Raw genomic sequence first — 19,400 nt, forward strand, 5'->3', positions numbered from 1 at the left:
GACGACGCTGCCTGTTAGGCATCCCGCCTGATGAGAAAAATTAGGCCAATTATCCACAGGCTCACGGCCCAGGCTAGAAAATACCAACCCGCTTGACTAGAATTCATCACCCCGTCTGGCTTAGCGGAGTCGTTGACGAAGATTCCCAGGTTCATAAAAGGAGCCCAGTCCCCCAGATGTTTCCCTATTCGAGGAATGAGGGTAAGCACGGTCTCAATGAGTAGAAACCACATGAGAACTAGCGATACCGCTCCTGCAGTTTGGCGGAGTAACAAACCTACGCCTTGGGATAGAGTGATGACCATTGCGGCTGTTGCGGGGAATACCCACATGGCTCGGTGAGCTGCCTCATCGGTGAAGGGGTTAAATGTGCTGTCGGGTTTGAAGAGGCGCGCTATGACTAGGGTTGCTACTACGGTGAAGAAAGTGAGTATTACCCCAATGAGGACGTAGAGGAGTAGTTTTGCAATTGCCACTATCCATCTGCGTGGTTGAGCCAGGTAAGTAGTGGTTTGATAGCCAAATCGGTATTCGGTGGTGATGATCATGACCGCTTGGATCACGATGACAATCATGCTGAACGGGTATATCCCACCCAGAAGCACGGTTGTGCTAAGTTCTTGATCTTGGCTTAGCGCACCGAAGAGCGCACCAAAGAGCACTCCAAAAAATACCACCAATAGCGATGTCAGCCAGAATGACATGGTGGTCCGCAACTTGATCCATTCCGCCCCTATGGTGTTGAGCATTACTTCACCTCCGCCTGGTACTGCACCGCATCCCCGGTAATCTCCATGAAGGCGTCTTCCAAAGAAGCCTGCTTTAAGCTTAATTCTTCCAACATAATCTCCACAGAATAGGCAAGTCCCCCAATGAGGTCGGTGGTTTGATCTGGTATCTCTATTGTGGCGCGACCTTCCTCATCAGTGCTTTCCCAGGCTGGGATTCCTTCTTCTTCCAACGCGCCCAGGAATTCCCAATGGTGGCACGTCCGCACCACCACGGTTGATTGGGAGTGGTCTTGGATGAAGTTGCGCGTCGATGTATCTGCTATAAGTTTGCCGCGACCAATGACAACTAAATGGTCCGCTGTTAGCGCCATTTCACTGAGTAAATGGGAGCTAACCAGCACGGTGCGCCCTTCTTCCGCCAGGTGTCGCAGAAGTTGGCGCACCCATCGGATCCCTTCTGGATCTAGTCCATTGACCGGCTCATCCAGCATCAGTATGTCGGGGTCTCCCAACATAGCGGCAGCTAACCCCAAGCGCTGCCCCATCCCCAGAGAGAATCCTCCGGCTTTTTTCTTTGCCACTTCGCTCAGCCCAACTAAGGACAGAACCTCATCTACGCGAGATTTTGGGATCCCGTTGGACTGAGCTATCCATCGGAGGTGTTGGTACGCAGATCTATTCGGGTGGCGGGCATTGGCATTGAGCAAGGCCCCTACCTGATGAAGTGGCTTCTCAATCTGCTGATATGGTTTGCCGTTGATCAGCGCCTGCCCGCGGGTGGGGGTATCCAACCCTAGAATCATCCGCATTGTGGTGGATTTTCCGGCCCCGTTGGGCCCAAGGAATCCGGTGATGATGCCCGGCTGGACCGTGAAGCTGAGGTCATCGACCGCAAGCACATCGCCGTATTGTTTGGTGAGTCCCTGGACTTCAATCATGGTTTCTACAGTGCCACAATTTGTTTCACCGAGGCGAACGACTCTTCAAATGCGGGCAGCAATGGATAGGTTTCTACCTCATCTAGCGGTACCCATCGGAGTTCTAGCGATTCCTCATTGGGGATCACCGGTACTGGTTCTCCACTCCGGGTGTGGGCAATAACCGTGCTGTATGTCCATCCACCGGCAAGCTCTGGACGCGTCGGATCAGCATCAAAAGGGCCAGCTGTCACAATAGTGGCACGTACTTGTAGTTGCGTCGCACGGACTCCGGTTTCTTCTTCCGCTTCCCGTAGTGCAGCGGTTTCGGCGCTTTCGTGGGAGTCTCGCGCCCCACCGGGCAGGGCCCACGTCCCACCCATATTGGTCCAGTGCGCCCGGTGCTGAAGCAGGATTTCTCCGGTGGTCGGGGCATAGATACATAGTCCTGCTGCCCCATATCGTCCCCAGGCTTTCCCCCCGTTGGGGGCTGCAGACCATCCGTTTCCATCGCCCTTCATGTCACCGAGGCTAGTGCGAGAGGCTATTCTAGGGCAATGGACTCCGAGGACCATTGGCTGGACTCACTGCCCGCAGACCAGGGGCACGAACAACGCCACCGCGTGCTCGATACTTTTGCTCGCCCTTTAGTTCGGGTACGACGTATCCTGCTCTACATCACCACCACCCCCGGCAAAATGCTCACCCTAACCGTGATTCTTGCCTTAGCAATTGGGGCAGCAGGGTTTTCCATGTCCAGTTCTTCTGCGGATCGCCAGGATAAGCTCGACACCTTGCTATCCACCACAGAACCTCAAAGTGACGCTGCCCACAATCTCTATACTTCGCTTTCGCTTGCAGATTCTCTGGCTACCACTGGTTTTATTCAGGGTGGGGCGGAAAACGCGGACATCCGTGCCCGCTATGAGCAAGCTATCGATAACGCAGCCATAGCGATGGGTGATAACGCCATGGAAATCCGTCGCCAGCTGCCTATCTATACCGGACTGGTAGAAACGGCACGCACCCATAATCGACTCGGCAACCCCGTTGGTGTGGCGTATTTGGCGGATGCTTCTTCTCTCATGAGGGAACGGATTCTCCCTGCCGCTCGGCAGCTTTTCACTACCACGTCCCTTCGCGTCACCGAGCAACAGCGCGAGTTGCCTCGCCCGCAGTGGGTTCCCTTATCCGGCCTAGTAGCCGCAGTGTTGTTATTAATTGTGGCGCAGTGGTGGTTGTGGCGCCTGACCAGGCGTCGTTTCAACAAGGGTTTTCTGGCCGCAACAGCTTTCATGCTGGTGGCTTTATTGTGGGTTTCTATTTCTAATTACGCTACCTGGTCTGCCGGGGCGCGGAGTTTCGAGCAGGCTACCCAACCGTGGGAGTCTTTGACGGCAGCACGGATTTCTACCCACCAGGCCCGTACCGATGAAACCTTGGCATTGGTCCGACGTCAACCTGCCGGAGATTTTGACCAGGCTGTCGCCTCAGTCCAGCACGCATTAGAAGAGGTTGAGCGTGTGCGCGGTGCAGAGGCCGTCGAGCCTGCCCGTAAAGCCTTACTCAGCTGGCAGGATTCCCACAATCGCTTGAATACGGCTATCTCCGAAGGTAATTTCGATAAAGCGGTTTCTTTGGCCACCACTGATCAGTATGATGCTTTAGACAGTGCTTTAGCCCAGTTAATCTCGGATACTCGTAATTCCATGCGCACATTATTGTATGAAGGCTTAGCTGCCACTCGACTGGTATCAGTAGCGGTGGCGGTATTGTCTCTCTGCGCAGTGATCTCTATTGTCCTAGGAATTAGGCCTCGGCTACAGGAGTACCTCTAATGCGTATTTTTCTGTGCTTAGCTGCGGTACTCCTCGGGCTAACAGCATGTTCTAGTCCCCCAGATACCACTGAGGAAACCCCACCCGCGCCTCTCCACAAGCAGTTGCCTTTGGGCGCGGCATTTGAGGAGCCCGGCGCGGTAGAGCCCCACGAAATCGACACTGATCATCTTCTGCCTTCTCAGCCTGCAGATCCCTATGCCCCTATTGATTCCATCATTCGCCGGGGTCGGCTGGTGGTGGGGGTCGATCAGTCTCAGTATTTATTGTCCTTCCGGGATCCAGCCTTGGGAGAGCAACGTGGATTTGAGGTGGACCTCGCTCACGAAATCGCACGCGATATCTTCCATAATCCTAAAGCCGTGGAGTTTCGTTATGTTGATTCTGCGGACCGCACCTCAGTTCTTCAAAATAATACCGTTGACCTGGTAATTCGTACGGTTTCCATCACCCGAGACCGGCAGGAAAAAGTGCTTTTTTCAGAGCCTTATTTGTGGACTAATACTCGTTTAGCTGCGCTTCGGGGGTCAGGTATTAGTAGCATTGCTGATGTGTCAACTGAGACCTTGTGCACTACCGGGAATTCTATCGCCCTGGAGGAGGCTCGACGCCGGGCTCCGGGCGCTCGCAAGCTTGTGGTTCGTAATTGGTCTGATTGCCTCTTAGCTCTGCAACAGCACCAGGCGGATGCCATTATCGGTGATGATCGGATTCTGGCGGGCATTCAAGCTCAAGACCCCTATGTCGTAGTGCTCTCGGAATCTTTGCACCATGATCAGTATGGGGTCAGCGCCGCGCTATCCAATGAGAGCATTATTCGTCGAGTTAATGCGACCTTGGCTCGGATTCATGCCGATGGCACCTGGGATCGGATGTACACCACATGGTTTGGATCCAGAGAGAGTTAAGACATGGCGGAAACCGGCACTGAAGCAGTCCGTTTTGATCCCTTCGCTGATGAGGATGATGATTTCTCCTTAGGGTTAGATACCAGCCGGCGGGCTCGCGAAGAGGCTATTAGTACTTTTCGGCGCAATCGGACGGTTCGGCGGCTGGGCCGCACCGTAGCGGATGGAATGGTTCATCTTCCCTTCGTGGGGCTGACTAATCCCAAGGCCGCGCTCATAAACCCCAATGAGGCCAAGGGCATTCCAGCCCCAAAGCTTCAAGAAGGCGATGTTGTGGCCGGGCAATATGAAATCTTGGGGGTTATCGCACATGGCGGCATGGGGTGGATTTACTTAGCTAATGATCGCAACGTCTCCGGCCGGTTGGTTGTTCTCAAAGGCATGCAGGGGATGGATTCCGGGGCGGCGGAAGCAGAGCGAGAATTCCTGGCTGATATTACCCACCCCGGCATTGTCAAAATTTATAACTTTATTGATGATCCGCGCCAACCTGGCGGTTTCATCGTCATGGAATATGTTGGCGGACCTAGTTTAAGAAGCCGACGCAATGTCTTACCGGATAAAGTCTTTCCCCCGGATATTGCCATCGGCTATATCCTTGAGATCCTTCCTGCCTTGGAATACTTACATTCCAGGGGAGTGGTGTATAACGATCTAAAACCAGACAATATCATTGTCACTGAAGAACAAGTCAAACTCATTGACCTTGGTGCTGTCTCTGGAATTGGGGCATTTGGCTACATCTACGGCACCCGCGGTTTCCAGGCTCCTGAGGTTGCCACCGAAGGTCCATCCGTTGCCTCTGATATCTACACCGTAGGGCGCACCCTAGCTGCCTTAACGCTTAATCTCCCTGTAGTCGACGGGGCGTACGGTGATCTCCCCAATGCCAGCCAAGAACCACTGCTACGTCACCACCTGTCCTTTTACCGTCTCCTCCAACACTGCACCAATCCTGATCCCACCCAGCGTTTCCGTAGTGTCGCGGAACTGCGCACTCAGCTTTTCGGGGTACTCCGGGAAATCCTCGCCGTCCGCGACGGCAAGCAATTCCCCGCCCAACATTCGCTTTTTTCACCCCAACGCTCTACCTTCGGCACTAAACACCAGGTTTTTCGCACGGATCAACTCATCGACGGCATTGCACGAATGGTGCAAATCACCGCTTCAGAGGTGGTTCCTGCCCTAGCCTCCCCTCTGATTGACCGTGATGACGTCGGTGCGGCGATGCTCTCTGGATCTTCCTATACCGAGCCTCAAGAAGCTTTAGAAACGTTGCGCCAGGCCATGCACACCGAAGAATATGCCCACTCCGCAGAAATTCCACTGGGCGTGGTGCGGGCCCTATTGGACTTGGGTTATACCGGGGACGCTCGTTCCTGGTTAGCTGATCTGCAACCGCGTCTGGGTGAAGACTGGCGTTTCCAATGGTATTCCGGTGTCACGGACTTATTGCTGGAGGATTATCCCGCGGCCCAGGACCATTTCAACCGGGTTCTTGATATTCTGCCGGGAGAATCTGCCCCCAAGCTGGCTATGGCCGCCATTGCTGAATTGCGGCTCCAAAACTATGGTTTTGCGCATAAATCTTTACTTGATCCTGAGGTCACTCACGCCACCGGAGATCTTGAAGGAAACCTCGCGGATTTAGACACAGCGGCTTTTCAGCGCTTGGTGAATCTTCACGATGAACCAGAGCGCCTTCGCTTCCATGCTATGCGCTTTTACGCAGTGGTGTGGCGCACTAATCCCACCACGGTGTCTTCTGCTTTCGGGTTGGCCCGAATGCTCATGGCAGAAAACCAAGTGGAAATGGCGGTAGCCGCACTAGACCGGGTTTCTCAGGCATCTCGGCATCATCGTATGGCGCAGCTCACCACTATTCTGCAATTGATTTCCGGAAGACTATCAGAGTCCAGAATCCGACGCGCAGCACGTCGCCTAGAAGAAATCCCCACCAATGAACCTCGCTTCTTCCAGATCAAAATCGCGGTTCTGTCAGCTGCCTTGAACTTCTTGCGAGGTGCTGACTTACGCGCTGCGGCCAGCCCCAACGAGTTATTTGAATATCCTTTTACGCAGCGGGGATTAAGGATCGGTTTGGCCGAAACACTGCGACTTCAAGCCCGGATGGCGCCGTTCCCACGGCATCGTTATTCCTTAGTAGATATGGCTAATCAAGTCCGCCCCGTGACTTGGTTTTAATATATTAAGTTATGACTCGTACTCCTGGCCTGCTACTCGCCGCTCTGGGCGCATTTATCGCTATTATCGCTGATCTTCTTCTCTCCAAAATTACCGGCATTTCCTTAAGCATTATGATCGCCATTATTTTGGGCATGATCGTCGGAAATTTCGTCACCTTACCGGAAAACACAAAGCCGGGCCTGTCTTTCGCCTCTGGCCCCATCTTAAAGTTGGGTGTGGCTCTGCTCGGCCTCTCCATTTCTATCACCGAAGTTCTCAACCTCGGCTGGCGCGCCCTGCTCACCATCATCGGCGTGGTGGCCGCTGGTTTCCTAGCTACCTTCCTATTCAGCCGTTTCATGGGCCTCAGCCGAGAACATTCTCTCCTCATTGGGGCCGGGTGTTCTATCTGCGGTGCCGCAGCTATTAGTGCTGTCCAAGGTGTCTTGCCGCGACGCAAAGAACATGAATTTATTACCGCTGTAGCGGTGATCGTTATTTTGGGAACCATCATGATCGCGGTTGGCCCTGCCATTAGCGCCGCAATGAACTGGGGTCCTATCTCCGCCGGCATTTTCATTGGTGGTTCCACTCATGAGGTAGGTCAGGTTGTGGCTGCCGGAGGTATCGCAGGGGCCGCAGTTCTCCCCATCGCGGCTACCGTAAAAGTTGGCCGAGTATTACTCTTAGCCCCAGTCATGGCTATTCTGAGCGCCATTGAGCGACGCCGAGCTGACTCCAGCGACACTCATCTTCCCCCCTTAGTGCCCACCTTCATCATCGGATTCATTGTTCTTGTCCTGGTGCGCACTTTCCTTCCGGTGCCAGAGATTCTTCTCCACGTGGTAGACACCATTCGCGGCTGGCTATTCGCCGCCGCCATGTTCGCCCTCGGCACCGGCGCCACAGTCCGGACGGTGAAAACCGCCGGACTGCAACCCTTCGCCTTTGGCGGAGTTATCAGTCTTGTCGTGATCGTCGTCTCCGCACTCGGCGCTATCCTCTAAATAGTGGACTTTTCTGGAAGGTAACGCTTCATCACCTTCCCCATCGGGTTGCGGGGGAAATCATCCACGAAGAAGACTTCCCGCGGCACATGGGCGTCGGATAATCTAGTCTTCACAAACTCCTTGACCTCATCCTCGCTGGGACGCTGGCCTTCTTTCGGAATGATATACACGCGAAGAGCTTGGCCAAATGCCGGATCTGTTACACCATGGGCATAGACATCCGCTACCCCGTCCATTCGCATCAGGGAGTCTTCTAGCTCACCGGGGAAAATCTTCTCCCCGAACTGGGTAATCACTAGGTCATCGGCGCGGCCTAGGACGTGAAGCATTCGGCCGCCGTCGCTGAGATAACCTCGATCCCCCATGTTAATGAGGCCATTAATAGTGGGGATCTCAATATCGGCATCGGTGTATCCCACGAACATGTCATAGCACCCAGCCCAAATTCGGCCAATCTCGCCTTCAGGCACCAGGTTGCCGTCATCATCTCGGATTTCAATCACTTCACCGGGGTAGACCTCACCTGTCAAGGTGGGATCTGCCGCCAGCTGTTCCGGACGGGCCGCGGCTAGACACGCAGTTTCGGTAGAACCGTAGAAGTTGCACAGTACTTCACCAAAAAGCTCATTGGTGTGCTGTACCTCATATTTGGTCAGCGGGCTGCCAGCCGAGACAATGAATTTCATGCCAGGCACATGAGTAACCCCGTGCTCGGTGAAGTAGCTGTGCATGGCGCGGATACGGGAGGCAGCCGTCGCCATAGCGTTGATCTTGTACCGCTGAATATCCTCTAGGGCTTGAGCGGGATCGAAAATACGTCGTGCCACGGTGGTCGATGACGTCTGAAGCGCCATCATCAAGTTAGACCATCCAAATGCGTGGAAGAGCACCGCGGTCAGCATCACAACTAGACCTTGTTCCCAGGGAACACCGGAAAGCACCGACGCTAATCCCTGCGGAGAGCTCACTGTCCGTCGGATAACACCTTTCGGATCTCCAGAGGTCCCCGACGTCATCACCACGTGCTTCCCCCGTGGCGGACGGAACGGAAGCTCATCGGTGACTTTGGCCGAATCAATAACGTTATTGAGCGTCTCATACTCTGGGTGCTCATTTTCGGTGTAACCCAGGATGATCTTGCGCTGGGCGCCGCGCTCGGTAAGCTTGTCCAGAAACTCCTCATCAATGATGAAGCAATCAATCTTATGGAATTCCAACAGCCGCTCAATTTGGCGTGCGGAGGAATTGGCGTTGACCATAAAAATATGGAACCCCAAGAGGTGGCGGCAGGTGAGCGGTAAAATCGACGGGCGACCATTCCGCGCTAAAACCGCTACATGGGAACCACCTTTAATTCCCCGAGCCTGTAGCCCTAGAGCCAAACGGCAGCTCGCCTCCCAAAATTCAGCGAAGGTTAATTCGCCTTCATCATCGACAAGCCCGAGGCGGTCCGGGTGCCGGCGCGCCGCATTCGCCAACGCACCAGTTTCCATGGCACCCCAGCGATAAAGGACCTTCAGAGCTTGTGCCTGATCCTTCGGACCTTGGCTTTCAAGTAAATCCGCATCCCGGAAAACCTTCAAGAAGTAACGGAATTGCTTAAGCACCTCACTTCGAGATACTCCGTGTTCAGTTTTTGGTTCGAGGGTAAAAGTCCCCATGGTTGGTGTTCTCCCCTTAGCTAAAGGATTCGACGGCTACCTGGCCGTTTTCTTCTAATTGCTGAACCCCACCTAGGAGTTCATCGAGCACGGTGCGGGTTTCTGCGGCCACCGTAGAAGCACTTCCGCACACTAAAACCTTCGCCCCATTGCCAATCATGGTGCGCAGATTGTCAGCGTCTTCTCGGAGCACATGTTGGGCGTAGCGGATATCTCCTTCACGCGGATGACGCGAGTATGCCCAGTGAACGGTGAGCCAATCCACGTGCTTAAATTCCTCCGCATACAGCGCATCCGAGTCCGGCCCATGGCACCCGTAATACAAATGGCTAGCCGCTGGGGTGGTATTACTTTGCTCCGCGCGGAGCTGAACATCACGGATAAAAGCTCGCAGTGGTGCAATACCTGAACCCGCGGCCACCAGGACCATCGGAGTTTCCAGGTCCGCTGGTGCCCGGAATTGCTCCCGACCAGGGCGTATCCGAATCGGAATGTCCTCACCCACGCTGCGTTCACTTAACCAGGTGGTTGCTAAACCGTGGTAAGTCCCTGTCCCCGACCACGCCGGCGCAGCTACCTCAGAGATAGTGAGCTCAGCAACCCGTGGATCATCCAAGGGGGTGGAGGAAATGGAGTATTCCCGAGGGGTTAGCGGTGGCACGCAGCCGGCAAAAATAGCCAGGTCAGGGCGCACTGCGTGCAGGCTTTCTACGAGGTCCAGAAGAGATACTCGGGGTGAGACGATCTCCCGCTCATGGGCGTCGCCCTCTTTGAGATGCCGAAGTTTTTCCGCATCGGGAGGACATGCCCCGGCTCGGTCTAGCAGGGCATCAATAGCCCGACGCGTAGCAGGTGCATTTAAATCGACGGTCCGTGCTAACCATTCCCCAGCGAAAACTGTCTCATCACCAATAGTGACCTGGTCATAGTAATGGAGGCCGCACAGCCTCAGGGCGCGTCGAACATTTTCCTTACTATTGCGAGGGAGTACATCAAGGTAATCCCCCGTCTCATAGGTAGTTCCTTCAGGAAGTTCAACGGCAATCCGGAATTTACGCCGAATTTCCCCATCTGCCTCAGTGCTGAGCTGTTCAATTGACCGAATCGTAGCAGTGTCAAATTCTTGGTCCTCTACCACAGTGACCTCTGGTAAAGGAGCGGTAGTTTCGCCCGTGACCTGGAAACCATACTCATCAGCCAAGGTTTCCCATAAGCCCTCAGACCATTGGCTAAACGCGCCTTCAAAATCACCGAGGGCATCAGCCACCCCTCGGCTAACGATGCGCCGTGCGCCGTGCTCTGCCAACTTGTCATCAACCAGAGTGGGGATTCGCTGGAATGTGTTAGCCCACTGCCGATTACCACAGCCAAACACCGCATAGCTGACATCGCTTAAATCAAGCTGATTGTGTTCCACCCAGGACACAAACTGCCGAGCATTATCCGGAGGTAATCCTTCATAAGAGCTGGTCACAATCATCACCGGCCCATCGCTGAGCAAGTTGTCCACGCCGGAGTCTAACCGGTCCACGGTGGGCAGGAAACCTGCGACTTTTGCACGTTCCGCAATCCGAGTTGCGAAACTACGTGCAGTATCCGCATTAGAGCCATATAGCACCTGCATTGGTGTGTGATGCTGAGGAACCTCGCTAAATGCCGCCATCGTGTCAGTCTCAGCTTCTTCTGACTCGCTCGGTTCAGAGCCGGGCAGAATCATGTGATCAAAGCGAGGCTTGATGGTGATATACAGGTCATCCGGTTTGATAGTGAGGGTCTCTTTAATGGAAAGCGAATAATCCGGATCCGCTAATTCCAGATCAAAGTTTTGCAGGATAGCTGTCAGCATCAAGGTGGCTTCTTGGATAGCAAATCCACGGCCAATACAGGATCGCTGACCATTGCCAAAGGGTTTCCAGGCATGAGGTGGTAAGGCGTTGGCCTTATCAAACTCAAACCGTGAAGGGTCAAAACGCTCCGGGTTTTCCCACACCTCTGGATCACGGTGCATCAGTGGTAGTAACACCAAAATCGTGTCCCCAGGGTTGACCTCGTAGCCGTCTGGACCACCGATAGTGGTCGGCTCAAAGGGACTCACCCCAAAGGCAGGAGCAGTGGGATGAAGCCGCAGGGTTTCTCGCAGAATATGATCAATATGATCTAGACGTGGCAGGTCTTCCCGCTTAGGGAAACGCCCCTTCAGGGTCCGATCCACAAACTCTTGTGCTTCCCGCAACGCCCCACGATTATTCAGCAGTTCATAGACCGCAAAGCTCAACAGACCCGACGTCGTTTCATGCCCGGCGATTAGGAAGCTAACCAACTGGAACCGGACATTTTCATCAGACAGATGCTCCCCGGTCTCAGGATCAGTTGCCTCCAACATCAAATCCAGGATGTCTTTTTCCCGGTCAGGAGATTTATCCCGACGACGTCGGGCAATCAGGTCATCCACAATCTGGTGCATGACCTCAACAGACTTGTCTAACCGCTTCCCCGATGTCCGCATAGTTGTCTTCTTGACAATCTCTGGTTTATGGGCTCGACGGCTAGACTCCTCCAGGCCGGACACCATGGCTTCTACGAAGTCATGCATATTCTCCGAATAGAAGGAGTTGAATCGGTACCGGAACGAACACAGCGCAATAGTGTCCAGAGTTAACCGAGTAAAATCATCGGTAACCAGGATCTTTTCCCCTGGATTAAGCCGCGACCACTTTAATAGTAGCTGCTCAGCAATATCGACCATATCGTCATACATGGTTGATAGCGCCATCGGGGAAAACGCTGGCATGAGCACTCGGTGAGCTTTTTGCCAGTCCGGATCAGGGGTATCCGCAGTAAAAAGTCCATTTCCGGCGAAAGCCCGAACATTTTCAATGGCCGGGTGAACCTGCTTGTCGAACCGAGATTCATCACATAGTTCAGCAACAAGCCTTCGGGAGCTGACAAAAATCACGGGCGCCCGCCCGGGGAATCTCTGAACAAAAATCTCGCCGTATTGTTCAGCTAATTCCATATCTGATTGGACAAGTCGTGATGGATCAACACTCCACGCTGTTCCGATCACTGGATAGGGACGGGGGCCTGGGATTTTTGTTGGCACGGCTGCTTCCTACTAGAAGTGAATCTGGCTGATTGCTTCGTTGATCACGCGGAGAAGTTGGCCCACGCTGGGATAGGTGTTAAGGATTCGGGTCCCTAAATCACTGAAGTCAGGAGTACCAGTGAGGAAGACAAGCGGTCCATGAGGCGGATAGTGCTGGATTAATTCATTGATGTCCATGGTGGGGGTAAAACCTTTCTTTAGTAGTAGGAAGAAATCCGCTCGGCGTAATACTCATTGCCGGGGCCGGTCAGGTGGCCGGCCAGGTTATGCAATCCGCCATCGTCGAAGATCGCGGCGTTATAACGCTGGGAAGGGTCAATGTTGAGGCAGCCGGAATTCGCCTTAGACACGTTGATCTCATCGACCATATCCAGGAATGGCACTCCTTCAGCTGCGGCAGCTTCCCGCTGCTGCGCGCGAATCTCATCCTGGTAGTACGCCACGAAAGGGAAGTACCAGTGACTGGTCATACCCAAAAGATTTGTGGCGCAGGTGTAGTTGCCACCATCGGTTTCATCTGGGTAACCGACCATAACGACTTTCGCGTTCGGTGCTGCTTGTTTAATCCGACGAAGCTGATTAGTTACCTCGGCGTGATACAGGTTGTTGCGTTCTTCCTGAGACCGGTTCTGGTTAGCCGGTTGGTAGGTGTCATTGACTCCGATGATCACCGACACCAACTTAGTGTTGGCGTTCAGCGCACCTTCAGCAAGTGCCTGGTCTACTTGCTGCGAAAACTGGTTGTGCGGAATGGCATCTTGAGGACCAGGTGCGGTATAAGCGGTGGCGCCAGGGCACGAGTAATCAGAAAGGCTCAACCCCGTTTTCGCTGCGACTCGCTTGCCAACATTATCTTCACCCTGGGCACAGCGTCCCTCTTGAACAGTGGGCCACTGAACCTGAGGGTTCTTGTTATGGACCTTAGTCATCACAACGTCAAGAATGGTGGGATTCGAAGGAATAGAATCCCCGAAACTGACGTAGTTTCCGGACTCCTCAGCCTGCGCAAAGGTAGGAACACCCAGCGCGGCGCCAAACATCATCGTGGACGCGCACAGCACAGCCCACTTTCGGGATAACTTAGCCATTCCCTATTTCCTTTCCAAACCGGCATATCTGGAAATTGAGCTTAACAGCAGTTAGTTCTTTTTAAACAAGCAATTAAATTGCTTATACCTAATTCCTGATTTTTTATTTTTATAGACCTTAAGCAGAGTTGTTACCTTATGGTCTATTGTATTACAGAGTTTTTTCTTTACCTTTTTCCAGTACCCGCCAATTACCTTTAGTTTTGCCTTTATGTTCCGCTAAGAAATTAGAGGAAATTAGACGTTTCCTAATAGATTCAATCCTTTTAAGTATGTGTCAAAATTCACAAAAAACTCCCAGCAGCCTCTGGCTGCTGGGAGTGAAAAGGGGGTACTTTTAACCTCTATTTGCTAATTCCACCGCATACTGGGCGATAGCCAGCTCCTCATTTGTGGGGACCACAAACACTTTCACCGCGGAATCGTCCGTAGAGATCTCTCGCGCTCCCGTATTTGGAGCAGCGTTGCGCTCTGGATCAATCTTGATACCATAAGGCTCTAACCCAGCCAGCGCATCCGCCCGAACATAACGATCATTTTCACCCACACCTGCGGTAAAGGTAATGGCGTTTACTCGGCCAAGGGCGATCATATAGGAGCCGATATAGCGGCGAAGCTGGTGGATATAGACGTTATAAGCCAACCACGCATCTTGATTTTCCGCTTCAATCATTTTCCGCAGTTCACGGAAATCATTGACTCCAGAAAGCCCCTTGACCCCGGATTGTTTATTCAACAAAGTATCCAGTTCATCAATACTCATCCCAGCGTTACGCGCCAGGTGGAAAACGATTCCGGGGTCAATATCACCTGAACGCGTACCCATCACCAAACCAGATAGCGGAGTCATACCCATTGAGGTATCCACTGCTTCTCCACCCCGGATGGCCGCACAGGAGGCACCATTACCTAGGTGCAGAGTGATTTGGTTGACTGCTTGGGCAGGCAACCCCAATAAGGCTGGAACTTGCTGGGACACATACTCATGGCTGGTTCCGTGGAATCCGTAGCGACGCACCCCGTTATTCAACGCCACCTCAGCATTAATGGCGTAAAGAGCTGCCGCTGGCGGCATCGAGTGGAAAAATCCGGTGTCGAAGACGGCGACGTGAGGAACATCCGGCAGGATACGTCGGGCTACTTCAATTCCATCAAGGTTGGCTGGGTTGTGCAGGGGCGCTAGCGGGATAAGGTCACGGATCATGTCGATGATCTCATCCGTAATCACCTCCGGGTGAGAAAAGAGCATTCCACCATGCACAACCCGGTGACCAACCGCGGAAATATCCAGGTCTTTCGGCCCTACCTGATGCTCCTCCATCAGCTCAAAGGCTAGCGACAACCCCGCCGAATGGTCCGGAATCTCAGTATTAAGGGTAAATTTTTCCCCACCGGTTTTAAGAGTGATCTGGCCTTGGGGTTCACCGATCTGCTCCACAAGGCCACTGGCTTTAGGATCTGCCTCAGCATCGGCGTGGGGATCAATGACCTGAAACTTAATGGAGGATGAACCGGAATTCAGTACCAGCGCATAGGTCATTTTTCCGCTCCTGCCTGGATAGCTGTGACCGCAACGGTGTTCACAATATCGGGAACCGTAGCGCCCCGAGATAAGTCATTAACGGGCTTATTTAATCCCTGGAGGACTGGGCCAATCGCTAGGGCGGCGCCAGTGCGCTGCGCGGTTTTGTACCCAATATTGCCGGCTTCAAGATCTGGGAAAATAAAGACTGTGGCGTGGCCTGCCACCTCTGAATCAGGCATCTTCTTGACCGCAACACCGGCATCAACCGCGGCGTCAAATTGCAACGGCCCATCAATCTTCAACTCAGGATCAATACTCCGAGCATGATTTACTGCCGCTACTGCCCGATCTACATCCGGCCCTGAACCAGAACTACCTGTGGAATAAGACAGCATGGCCACCTTGGGATCAATACCAAATTGAGCGGCGGTGTGCGCCGAGACCACCGCGATCTCCCCTAATTGCTCAGCCGTGGGGTTGGGATTAACAGCACAGTCGCCAAAAGCCCACAGCCGGCCGCGCATCACCATCAAGAAAATAGAAGATACGACCGACGCCTCCGGGCGGGTCTTAATGATCTGGAAGGAGGGCCGAATAGTGTGCGCCGTGGTGTGAGCAGCACCAGAAACCATGCCATCAACCAAACCCTGATGAATCATCATGGTGGCGAAGTAAGAAATATCTTTCATGGTTTCCCGAGCCTCCTCCAGCGTCACCCCCTTCTTCTTCCGCAATTCGGCAAAGATTTCCGCAAATTCTTCGGCCTTCGGCGACGTCAGATGGTCAACCAGGTGGGCGTCGTTAAGATTCAGCCCTAGTTCCGCGGCTCGACTCTTAATGCGCTCCGGGTCCCCTAAGATCGTCAACTCACAGATCTGTTGCTCTAAGAGACGATCAGCAGCGATCAGAATACGATCATCATCCCCCTCCGGCAGCACAATGTGGGCTTTCGCCTTCCTTGCTTGCTGCATAAGCTGATGCTCAAACACCGGCGCGGAAATCACTTTGGGCGCCGAAACCTGCGCCGCTTTGCGCACTGCCTCGGCGTCCTCCAATTCCGCGGAGGTAAATACCCCGCCCACAGTGGCGGCCAGACGAGCTATTTGTGCCTTAGCGAGCTTTACTCGAACATCGTGCTGATCTACCACCAAGATCAACGGCACACCCAGGGCTGCCGCCAACTCAGCGTCAAAACTCAAGTTTTCGGTGCCTTGAATCAGGGCTGGCCCCTCGGAGAGCGGATCAGAGGCAACCACTACCCCCAGGTCCGGTTCTAAACCATCGAGCGTGCGCAGCGACAACCCAACGCGTTGAGCCAGTGCTGCCACATCAACCCCATCGAAGCTGCAACTAACCGTACTCAGTACGGCAGAGCCCGTCTGATCCGTCATATGAGTAAGCCTTTCTACGAGGAATAAACGTTTCCCAGTTTAGCGGCCTCGCAGCGTTTTTTTGGCCAACCACGTAAGATTAAATGCCGATTGTGCTATAACCCTGGAAAAGGATGAACTCTTTTATGTCTCGACCTTTAAGAGTCGCTGTTATTGGAGCCGGTCCAGCCGGCATTTACGCCTCTGACCTCCTTGTAAAATCCAACGAAGAAGTCAGCGTGGATCTCTATGAACGGATGCCGGCCCCCTTTGGTCTGATCCGCTACGGAGTAGCCCCGGACCACCCCCGAATTAAGGGCATCATTACCTCATTGCACAAGGTCTTGGATAACCCTAAGATTCGGCTTCTCGGCAATATCGACATCGGGTCCGACGTCACCATTGACGAGCTCCGTACGTTTTACGACGCCATTGTCGTGTCCACGGGTGCCACCGGAGACCGCGATCTCCGTATCCCCGGAGCTGACCTACCAGAATCCGTGGGAGCCGGTGAATTCGTCGGATTCTATGACGGCAACCCTGATTTTGAACGCAACTGGGAATTGAAAGCCGAAAAAGTTGCGGTAATTGGTGTCGGCAATGTGGCGCTTGATGTCGCTCGGATCTTGGCAAAGACGGCCGATGAGTTAAAGGTCACCGAAATTCCAGACAATGTATATGAGAACTTGTCTCTCAACCAGGCGAAAGAAGTTCATATTTTTGGACGCAGAGGCCCCGCCCAAGCGAAGTTCACCCCCAAGGAACTCAAAGAAGTCGATGAATCTCCAACCATTGAAGTAATTGTGGATCCTGAAGACATCGACTATGACCAGGCGTCGGAAGAAGCTCGTCGAGCATCAAAATCGCAAGACATGGTGTGCCAAACCCTCGAGGGCTATGCTCTTCGAGACCCCCAGGGAGCCCCTCACCAGATCTTCATGCACTTCTTTGAATCCCCCGTGGAAATCATTGGTGAGAATGGCCACGTAGTCGGGCTTAAGACCGAACGTACCGAACTAAATGGAGACGGAAGCGTTCACGGGACTGGAGAATTTACCACCTGGGATGTTCAAGCCGTGTATCGTGCGGTGGGATACCGTTCGGATCCTGTCAATGGAGTTCCCTTTGATGAGGGTGAGGCTGTTATTCCGAATGATGGTGGACACGTCCTAGACCCCGAAACCGGAGAACCAATTACTGCGCTTTATACCACCGGATGGATTAAGCGCGGACCGGTTGGACTTATCGGTAACACGAAGTCCGATGCTAAAGAAACCACCGATATGTTGTTCCTGGATTGGAAAGACGGGAAACTTCCAGAACCACAGAACCCTGAGCCAGAGGCTGTGTTGTCGTTCCTGAAAGAAAAAAAAGGGCTTGCCGTCACCACGTGGGATGGTTGGTACCGCCTGGATGCTGCAGAAAGAGCAGCTGGGGAGCCGGAAGGTCGCGAACGCAAGAAAATTGTGGAGTGGGATGACATGGTTAAACATGCTGGACCGCAAAGTCACCAGGGAGATCTATCATAAATCCTCAAGGCTATCGCGTAAGGAGCCAAATCTAGGGGAGTCTCCAGTCTTCGGCCTATCAGCTTTTCCATTTTGATTCGATCACGCCGCAGAGTATTACGATGCACCCCTAACTCCATCGCCGCCTGGGATAAGGATTGGGTTTGGATCAGCTGTTTTAGGGTAGCCAAAAATCTGGGAGCCTCCTTTTCAGATAGGATTGGTTCAAGCAATCTGCGTGCTGCAGCATCCCCCATCTCGGGACAGATCCCATTGATTACCATATCCAGTCCGGGAACAACACATCGCTGAGCACCAGGTTCGATAGGAGACTCACAAAGGTTCCGATAGCTCAGCAATACTTCTGCTGCTCCGCTTATATCGGACTGGAAAAGAATACTATCTCCGGCTTCTTTTTCACAAAGATTGTCCCAGTTTATTACAGAAGTCTCAGCCGACCTATCACTGATATAAAGCAATACCAACCCATTTGCTTCAGAGCCCACTACAACATCCTTGTATTTAAGGGATTTAATAATCCGGAAGGCAATCAGATTCCTTCTTGCGGAGCTATGGGCGCTGATCCTGACGATAGAAATAGGAATACCTGGAAGAAAACCCGCTTGTTCTAGAGCCCTATCCACTTCCTTAACGGGGGAATTCCCCGCACTTTTCAATGCTGTTGCTAGTTCTTTTCCTTTATCAAAATATTGAGAACCCATGGTTTGTAGTTTTTTTGATATAGCCATATTCACTACGGTGGCTGCTGGCCCCAAGGACACCAGGGAATGTTTGGGTACTACCAGGTTCCATTTGGTATTCCCGTCCACGACAAGAGAAAGAGTATCAACCTCACGGATTGGAAGAACTGTATTTTTATATGAGCCAGCAACATGGTGACCAAGGTCATCATAGATTCCCACTTCTGTGCCAGTGTCCGAAACAATGATGCGCAGTAACTCATCCAATCCCCCATTACGGGTGAGAACAGCGATACACTTTGTGGCTAACGCCCAAGCTCTCCTACTTGCCCAGTAACGCTCCTCCGAGAGCAATCTATTAATGGATTGCTGCACCTGGATGGGAGAAATTTGCGATGGAATAGAAACCACGGGAAGCCCAGCTTTATTTGCAGCCCGACATAGGTTCCGGGGAACACAGGTGTAGATCGTTCCTAAACTAAAGGCCACCGCTGAAACCTGCGCCAATTTCAGTCTTTCTACATAGGCGGCCCATATCTGCTCATTTTCAAAGCGCATGGACTGCCCTGTAGTGAGTAAGAGTGTGTTAGGTTCACTCAACCCTTCTGGGGAGATGGACTCTGTAGATACCACACTTCGCACGGATTCTTTAAGAGCAGGCTCCGTGGGATCAGTTACTAATTCCAACTGGAGCTGCTGATCAGCTATTAGGTCCTCAATATTCATACACTGCCCATTCTTCCTTCCCCGTATGGAACTTTTAGCCTAGTTAGGTGAACACTTTGCACATAAATTTACCCCTAATTTGTGCTATTTGATCCATTCTCTTAGGGATTAAATCTTCTAAAGT

The 19,400-nt window shown here is 52.9% G+C and carries 15 protein-coding genes; 5 read left to right on the plus strand and 10 right to left on the minus strand.

All coding sequences use genetic code 11. From position 1 onward, the window contains the following. Positions 1 to 14 precede the first annotated feature (14 nt). The 3 genes from GP475_RS10990 to GP475_RS11000 are packed head-to-tail and all read right to left on the minus strand — an operon-like array spanning position 15 to position 2,169. Positions 15 to 749 carry an ABC-2 family transporter permease gene (locus GP475_RS10990; RefSeq protein WP_187974404.1) on the minus strand — a complete coding sequence of 245 codons (735 nt, stop codon included), beginning with the start codon at positions 747 to 749 and terminating at the stop codon, positions 15 to 17. After that, positions 749 to 1,669 (minus strand): ABC transporter ATP-binding protein, encoded by a 921-nt coding sequence (locus tag GP475_RS10995; protein ID WP_187974405.1) that lies wholly within the window; start codon positions 1,667 to 1,669, stop codon positions 749 to 751. The genes GP475_RS10990 and GP475_RS10995 overlap by 1 nt, the downstream gene beginning before the upstream one ends. A 5-nt stretch (positions 1,670 to 1,674) precedes the next feature. Beyond that, a complete protein-coding gene (locus GP475_RS11000) occupies positions 1,675 to 2,169 on the minus strand; it encodes an NUDIX domain-containing protein (protein WP_187974406.1) in 495 nt (164 codons plus the stop codon). 36 nt (positions 2,170 to 2,205) lie between these two features. On the opposite strand from GP475_RS11000, the gene GP475_RS11005 reads away from it, so the two are divergent. From GP475_RS11005 to GP475_RS11020, 4 genes are read left to right on the plus strand one after another with little or no spacing between them, the layout of a single operon-like run. Continuing rightward, on the plus strand, positions 2,206 to 3,486 hold the full coding sequence (locus GP475_RS11005; RefSeq protein WP_187974407.1) for a hypothetical protein: 1,281 nt from the start codon (positions 2,206 to 2,208) through the stop codon (positions 3,484 to 3,486). Then, positions 3,486 to 4,394, plus strand: coding sequence for a glutamate ABC transporter substrate-binding protein (locus GP475_RS11010; RefSeq protein ID WP_187974408.1), 909 nt, complete (start codon positions 3,486 to 3,488; stop codon positions 4,392 to 4,394). Before GP475_RS11005 ends, GP475_RS11010 begins: the two co-directional genes overlap by 1 nt. Positions 4,395 to 4,397: 3 nt before the next feature. Continuing rightward, positions 4,398 to 6,599 (plus strand): serine/threonine protein kinase, encoded by a 2,202-nt coding sequence (locus tag GP475_RS11015; protein ID WP_187974409.1) that lies wholly within the window; start codon positions 4,398 to 4,400, stop codon positions 6,597 to 6,599. Positions 6,600 to 6,610: 11 nt separating this feature from the next. After that, a complete protein-coding gene (locus tag GP475_RS11020; protein ID WP_187974410.1) occupies positions 6,611 to 7,588 on the plus strand; it encodes a YeiH family protein in 978 nt (325 codons plus the stop codon). Here the strand turns inward: GP475_RS11020 and GP475_RS11025 are convergent. From GP475_RS11025 to pta, 6 genes are all read right to left on the minus strand, one after another. After that, positions 7,585 to 9,252, minus strand: a complete 1,668-nt coding sequence (locus GP475_RS11025; protein WP_187974411.1) for an AMP-binding protein — start codon at positions 9,250 to 9,252, stop codon at positions 7,585 to 7,587. The two genes, GP475_RS11020 and GP475_RS11025, sit on opposite strands and share 4 nt — an antisense overlap. A 16-nt stretch (positions 9,253 to 9,268) precedes the next feature. Next, positions 9,269 to 12,355, minus strand: coding sequence for a cytochrome P450 (locus tag GP475_RS11030; protein WP_187974412.1), 3,087 nt, complete (start codon positions 12,353 to 12,355; stop codon positions 9,269 to 9,271). A gap of 12 nt (positions 12,356 to 12,367) precedes the next feature. Next, complete coding sequence (locus GP475_RS11035; protein WP_187974413.1) at positions 12,368 to 12,535, minus strand: hypothetical protein; 168 nt, start codon at positions 12,533 to 12,535, stop codon at positions 12,368 to 12,370. 20 nt (positions 12,536 to 12,555) lie between these two features. Beyond that, a complete protein-coding gene (locus GP475_RS11040; protein ID WP_187974414.1) occupies positions 12,556 to 13,446 on the minus strand; it encodes a GDSL-type esterase/lipase family protein in 891 nt (296 codons plus the stop codon). Positions 13,447 to 13,783: 337 nt separating this feature from the next. Further along, complete coding sequence (locus tag GP475_RS11045) at positions 13,784 to 14,986, minus strand: acetate kinase (protein WP_187974415.1); 1,203 nt, start codon at positions 14,984 to 14,986, stop codon at positions 13,784 to 13,786. Further along, positions 14,983 to 16,362: a phosphate acetyltransferase gene (gene pta, locus GP475_RS11050; RefSeq protein ID WP_187974416.1), complete on the minus strand. Its 1,380-nt coding sequence runs from the start codon at positions 16,360 to 16,362 to the stop codon at positions 14,983 to 14,985. Before pta ends, GP475_RS11045 begins: the two co-directional genes overlap by 4 nt. 125 nt (positions 16,363 to 16,487) lie before the next feature. Between pta and GP475_RS11055 the strand changes: the two genes are divergently transcribed. Next, on the plus strand, positions 16,488 to 17,870 hold the full coding sequence (locus GP475_RS11055) for an FAD-dependent oxidoreductase (RefSeq protein ID WP_187974417.1): 1,383 nt from the start codon (positions 16,488 to 16,490) through the stop codon (positions 17,868 to 17,870). Here GP475_RS11055 and GP475_RS11060 read toward each other — a convergent pair. Continuing rightward, positions 17,849 to 19,276: a PucR family transcriptional regulator ligand-binding domain-containing protein gene (locus tag GP475_RS11060; RefSeq protein WP_187974418.1), complete on the minus strand. Its 1,428-nt coding sequence runs from the start codon at positions 19,274 to 19,276 to the stop codon at positions 17,849 to 17,851. The genes GP475_RS11055 and GP475_RS11060 overlap by 22 nt on opposite strands. Positions 19,277 to 19,400 lie beyond the last annotated feature (124 nt).

Source organism: Corynebacterium poyangense, from assembly GCF_014522205.1.
Taxonomy (GTDB): domain Bacteria; phylum Actinomycetota; class Actinomycetes; order Mycobacteriales; family Mycobacteriaceae; genus Corynebacterium; species Corynebacterium poyangense.

Excerpts from the sequence above, each read along its gene's own strand:
- GP475_RS10995 (WP_187974405.1), bottom strand. The coding sequence starts at position 1,669 with ATGATTGAAGTCCAGGGACTCACCAAACAATACGGCGATGTGCTTGCG.
- GP475_RS11040 (WP_187974414.1), bottom strand. The coding sequence starts at position 13,446 with ATGGCTAAGTTATCCCGAAAGTGGGCTGTGCTGTGCGCGTCCACGATG.
- GP475_RS11015 (WP_187974409.1), top strand. The coding sequence starts at position 4,398 with ATGGCGGAAACCGGCACTGAAGCAGTCCGTTTTGATCCCTTCGCTGAT.
- GP475_RS11035 (WP_187974413.1), bottom strand. The coding sequence starts at position 12,535 with ATGGACATCAATGAATTAATCCAGCACTATCCGCCTCATGGACCGCTT.
- GP475_RS11045 (WP_187974415.1), bottom strand. The coding sequence starts at position 14,986 with ATGACCTATGCGCTGGTACTGAATTCCGGTTCATCCTCCATTAAGTTT.
- GP475_RS11010 (WP_187974408.1), top strand. The coding sequence starts at position 3,486 with ATGCGTATTTTTCTGTGCTTAGCTGCGGTACTCCTCGGGCTAACAGCA.
- GP475_RS11005 (WP_187974407.1), top strand. The coding sequence starts at position 2,206 with ATGGACTCCGAGGACCATTGGCTGGACTCACTGCCCGCAGACCAGGGG.
- GP475_RS11055 (WP_187974417.1), top strand. The coding sequence starts at position 16,488 with ATGTCTCGACCTTTAAGAGTCGCTGTTATTGGAGCCGGTCCAGCCGGC.
- GP475_RS11025 (WP_187974411.1), bottom strand. The coding sequence starts at position 9,252 with ATGGGGACTTTTACCCTCGAACCAAAAACTGAACACGGAGTATCTCGA.
- GP475_RS11000 (WP_187974406.1), bottom strand. The coding sequence starts at position 2,169 with ATGAAGGGCGATGGAAACGGATGGTCTGCAGCCCCCAACGGGGGGAAA.
- GP475_RS10990 (WP_187974404.1), bottom strand. The coding sequence starts at position 749 with ATGCTCAACACCATAGGGGCGGAATGGATCAAGTTGCGGACCACCATG.
- GP475_RS11020 (WP_187974410.1), top strand. The coding sequence starts at position 6,611 with ATGACTCGTACTCCTGGCCTGCTACTCGCCGCTCTGGGCGCATTTATC.
- GP475_RS11060 (WP_187974418.1), bottom strand. The coding sequence starts at position 19,276 with ATGAATATTGAGGACCTAATAGCTGATCAGCAGCTCCAGTTGGAATTA.
- pta (WP_187974416.1), bottom strand. The coding sequence starts at position 16,362 with ATGACGGATCAGACGGGCTCTGCCGTACTGAGTACGGTTAGTTGCAGC.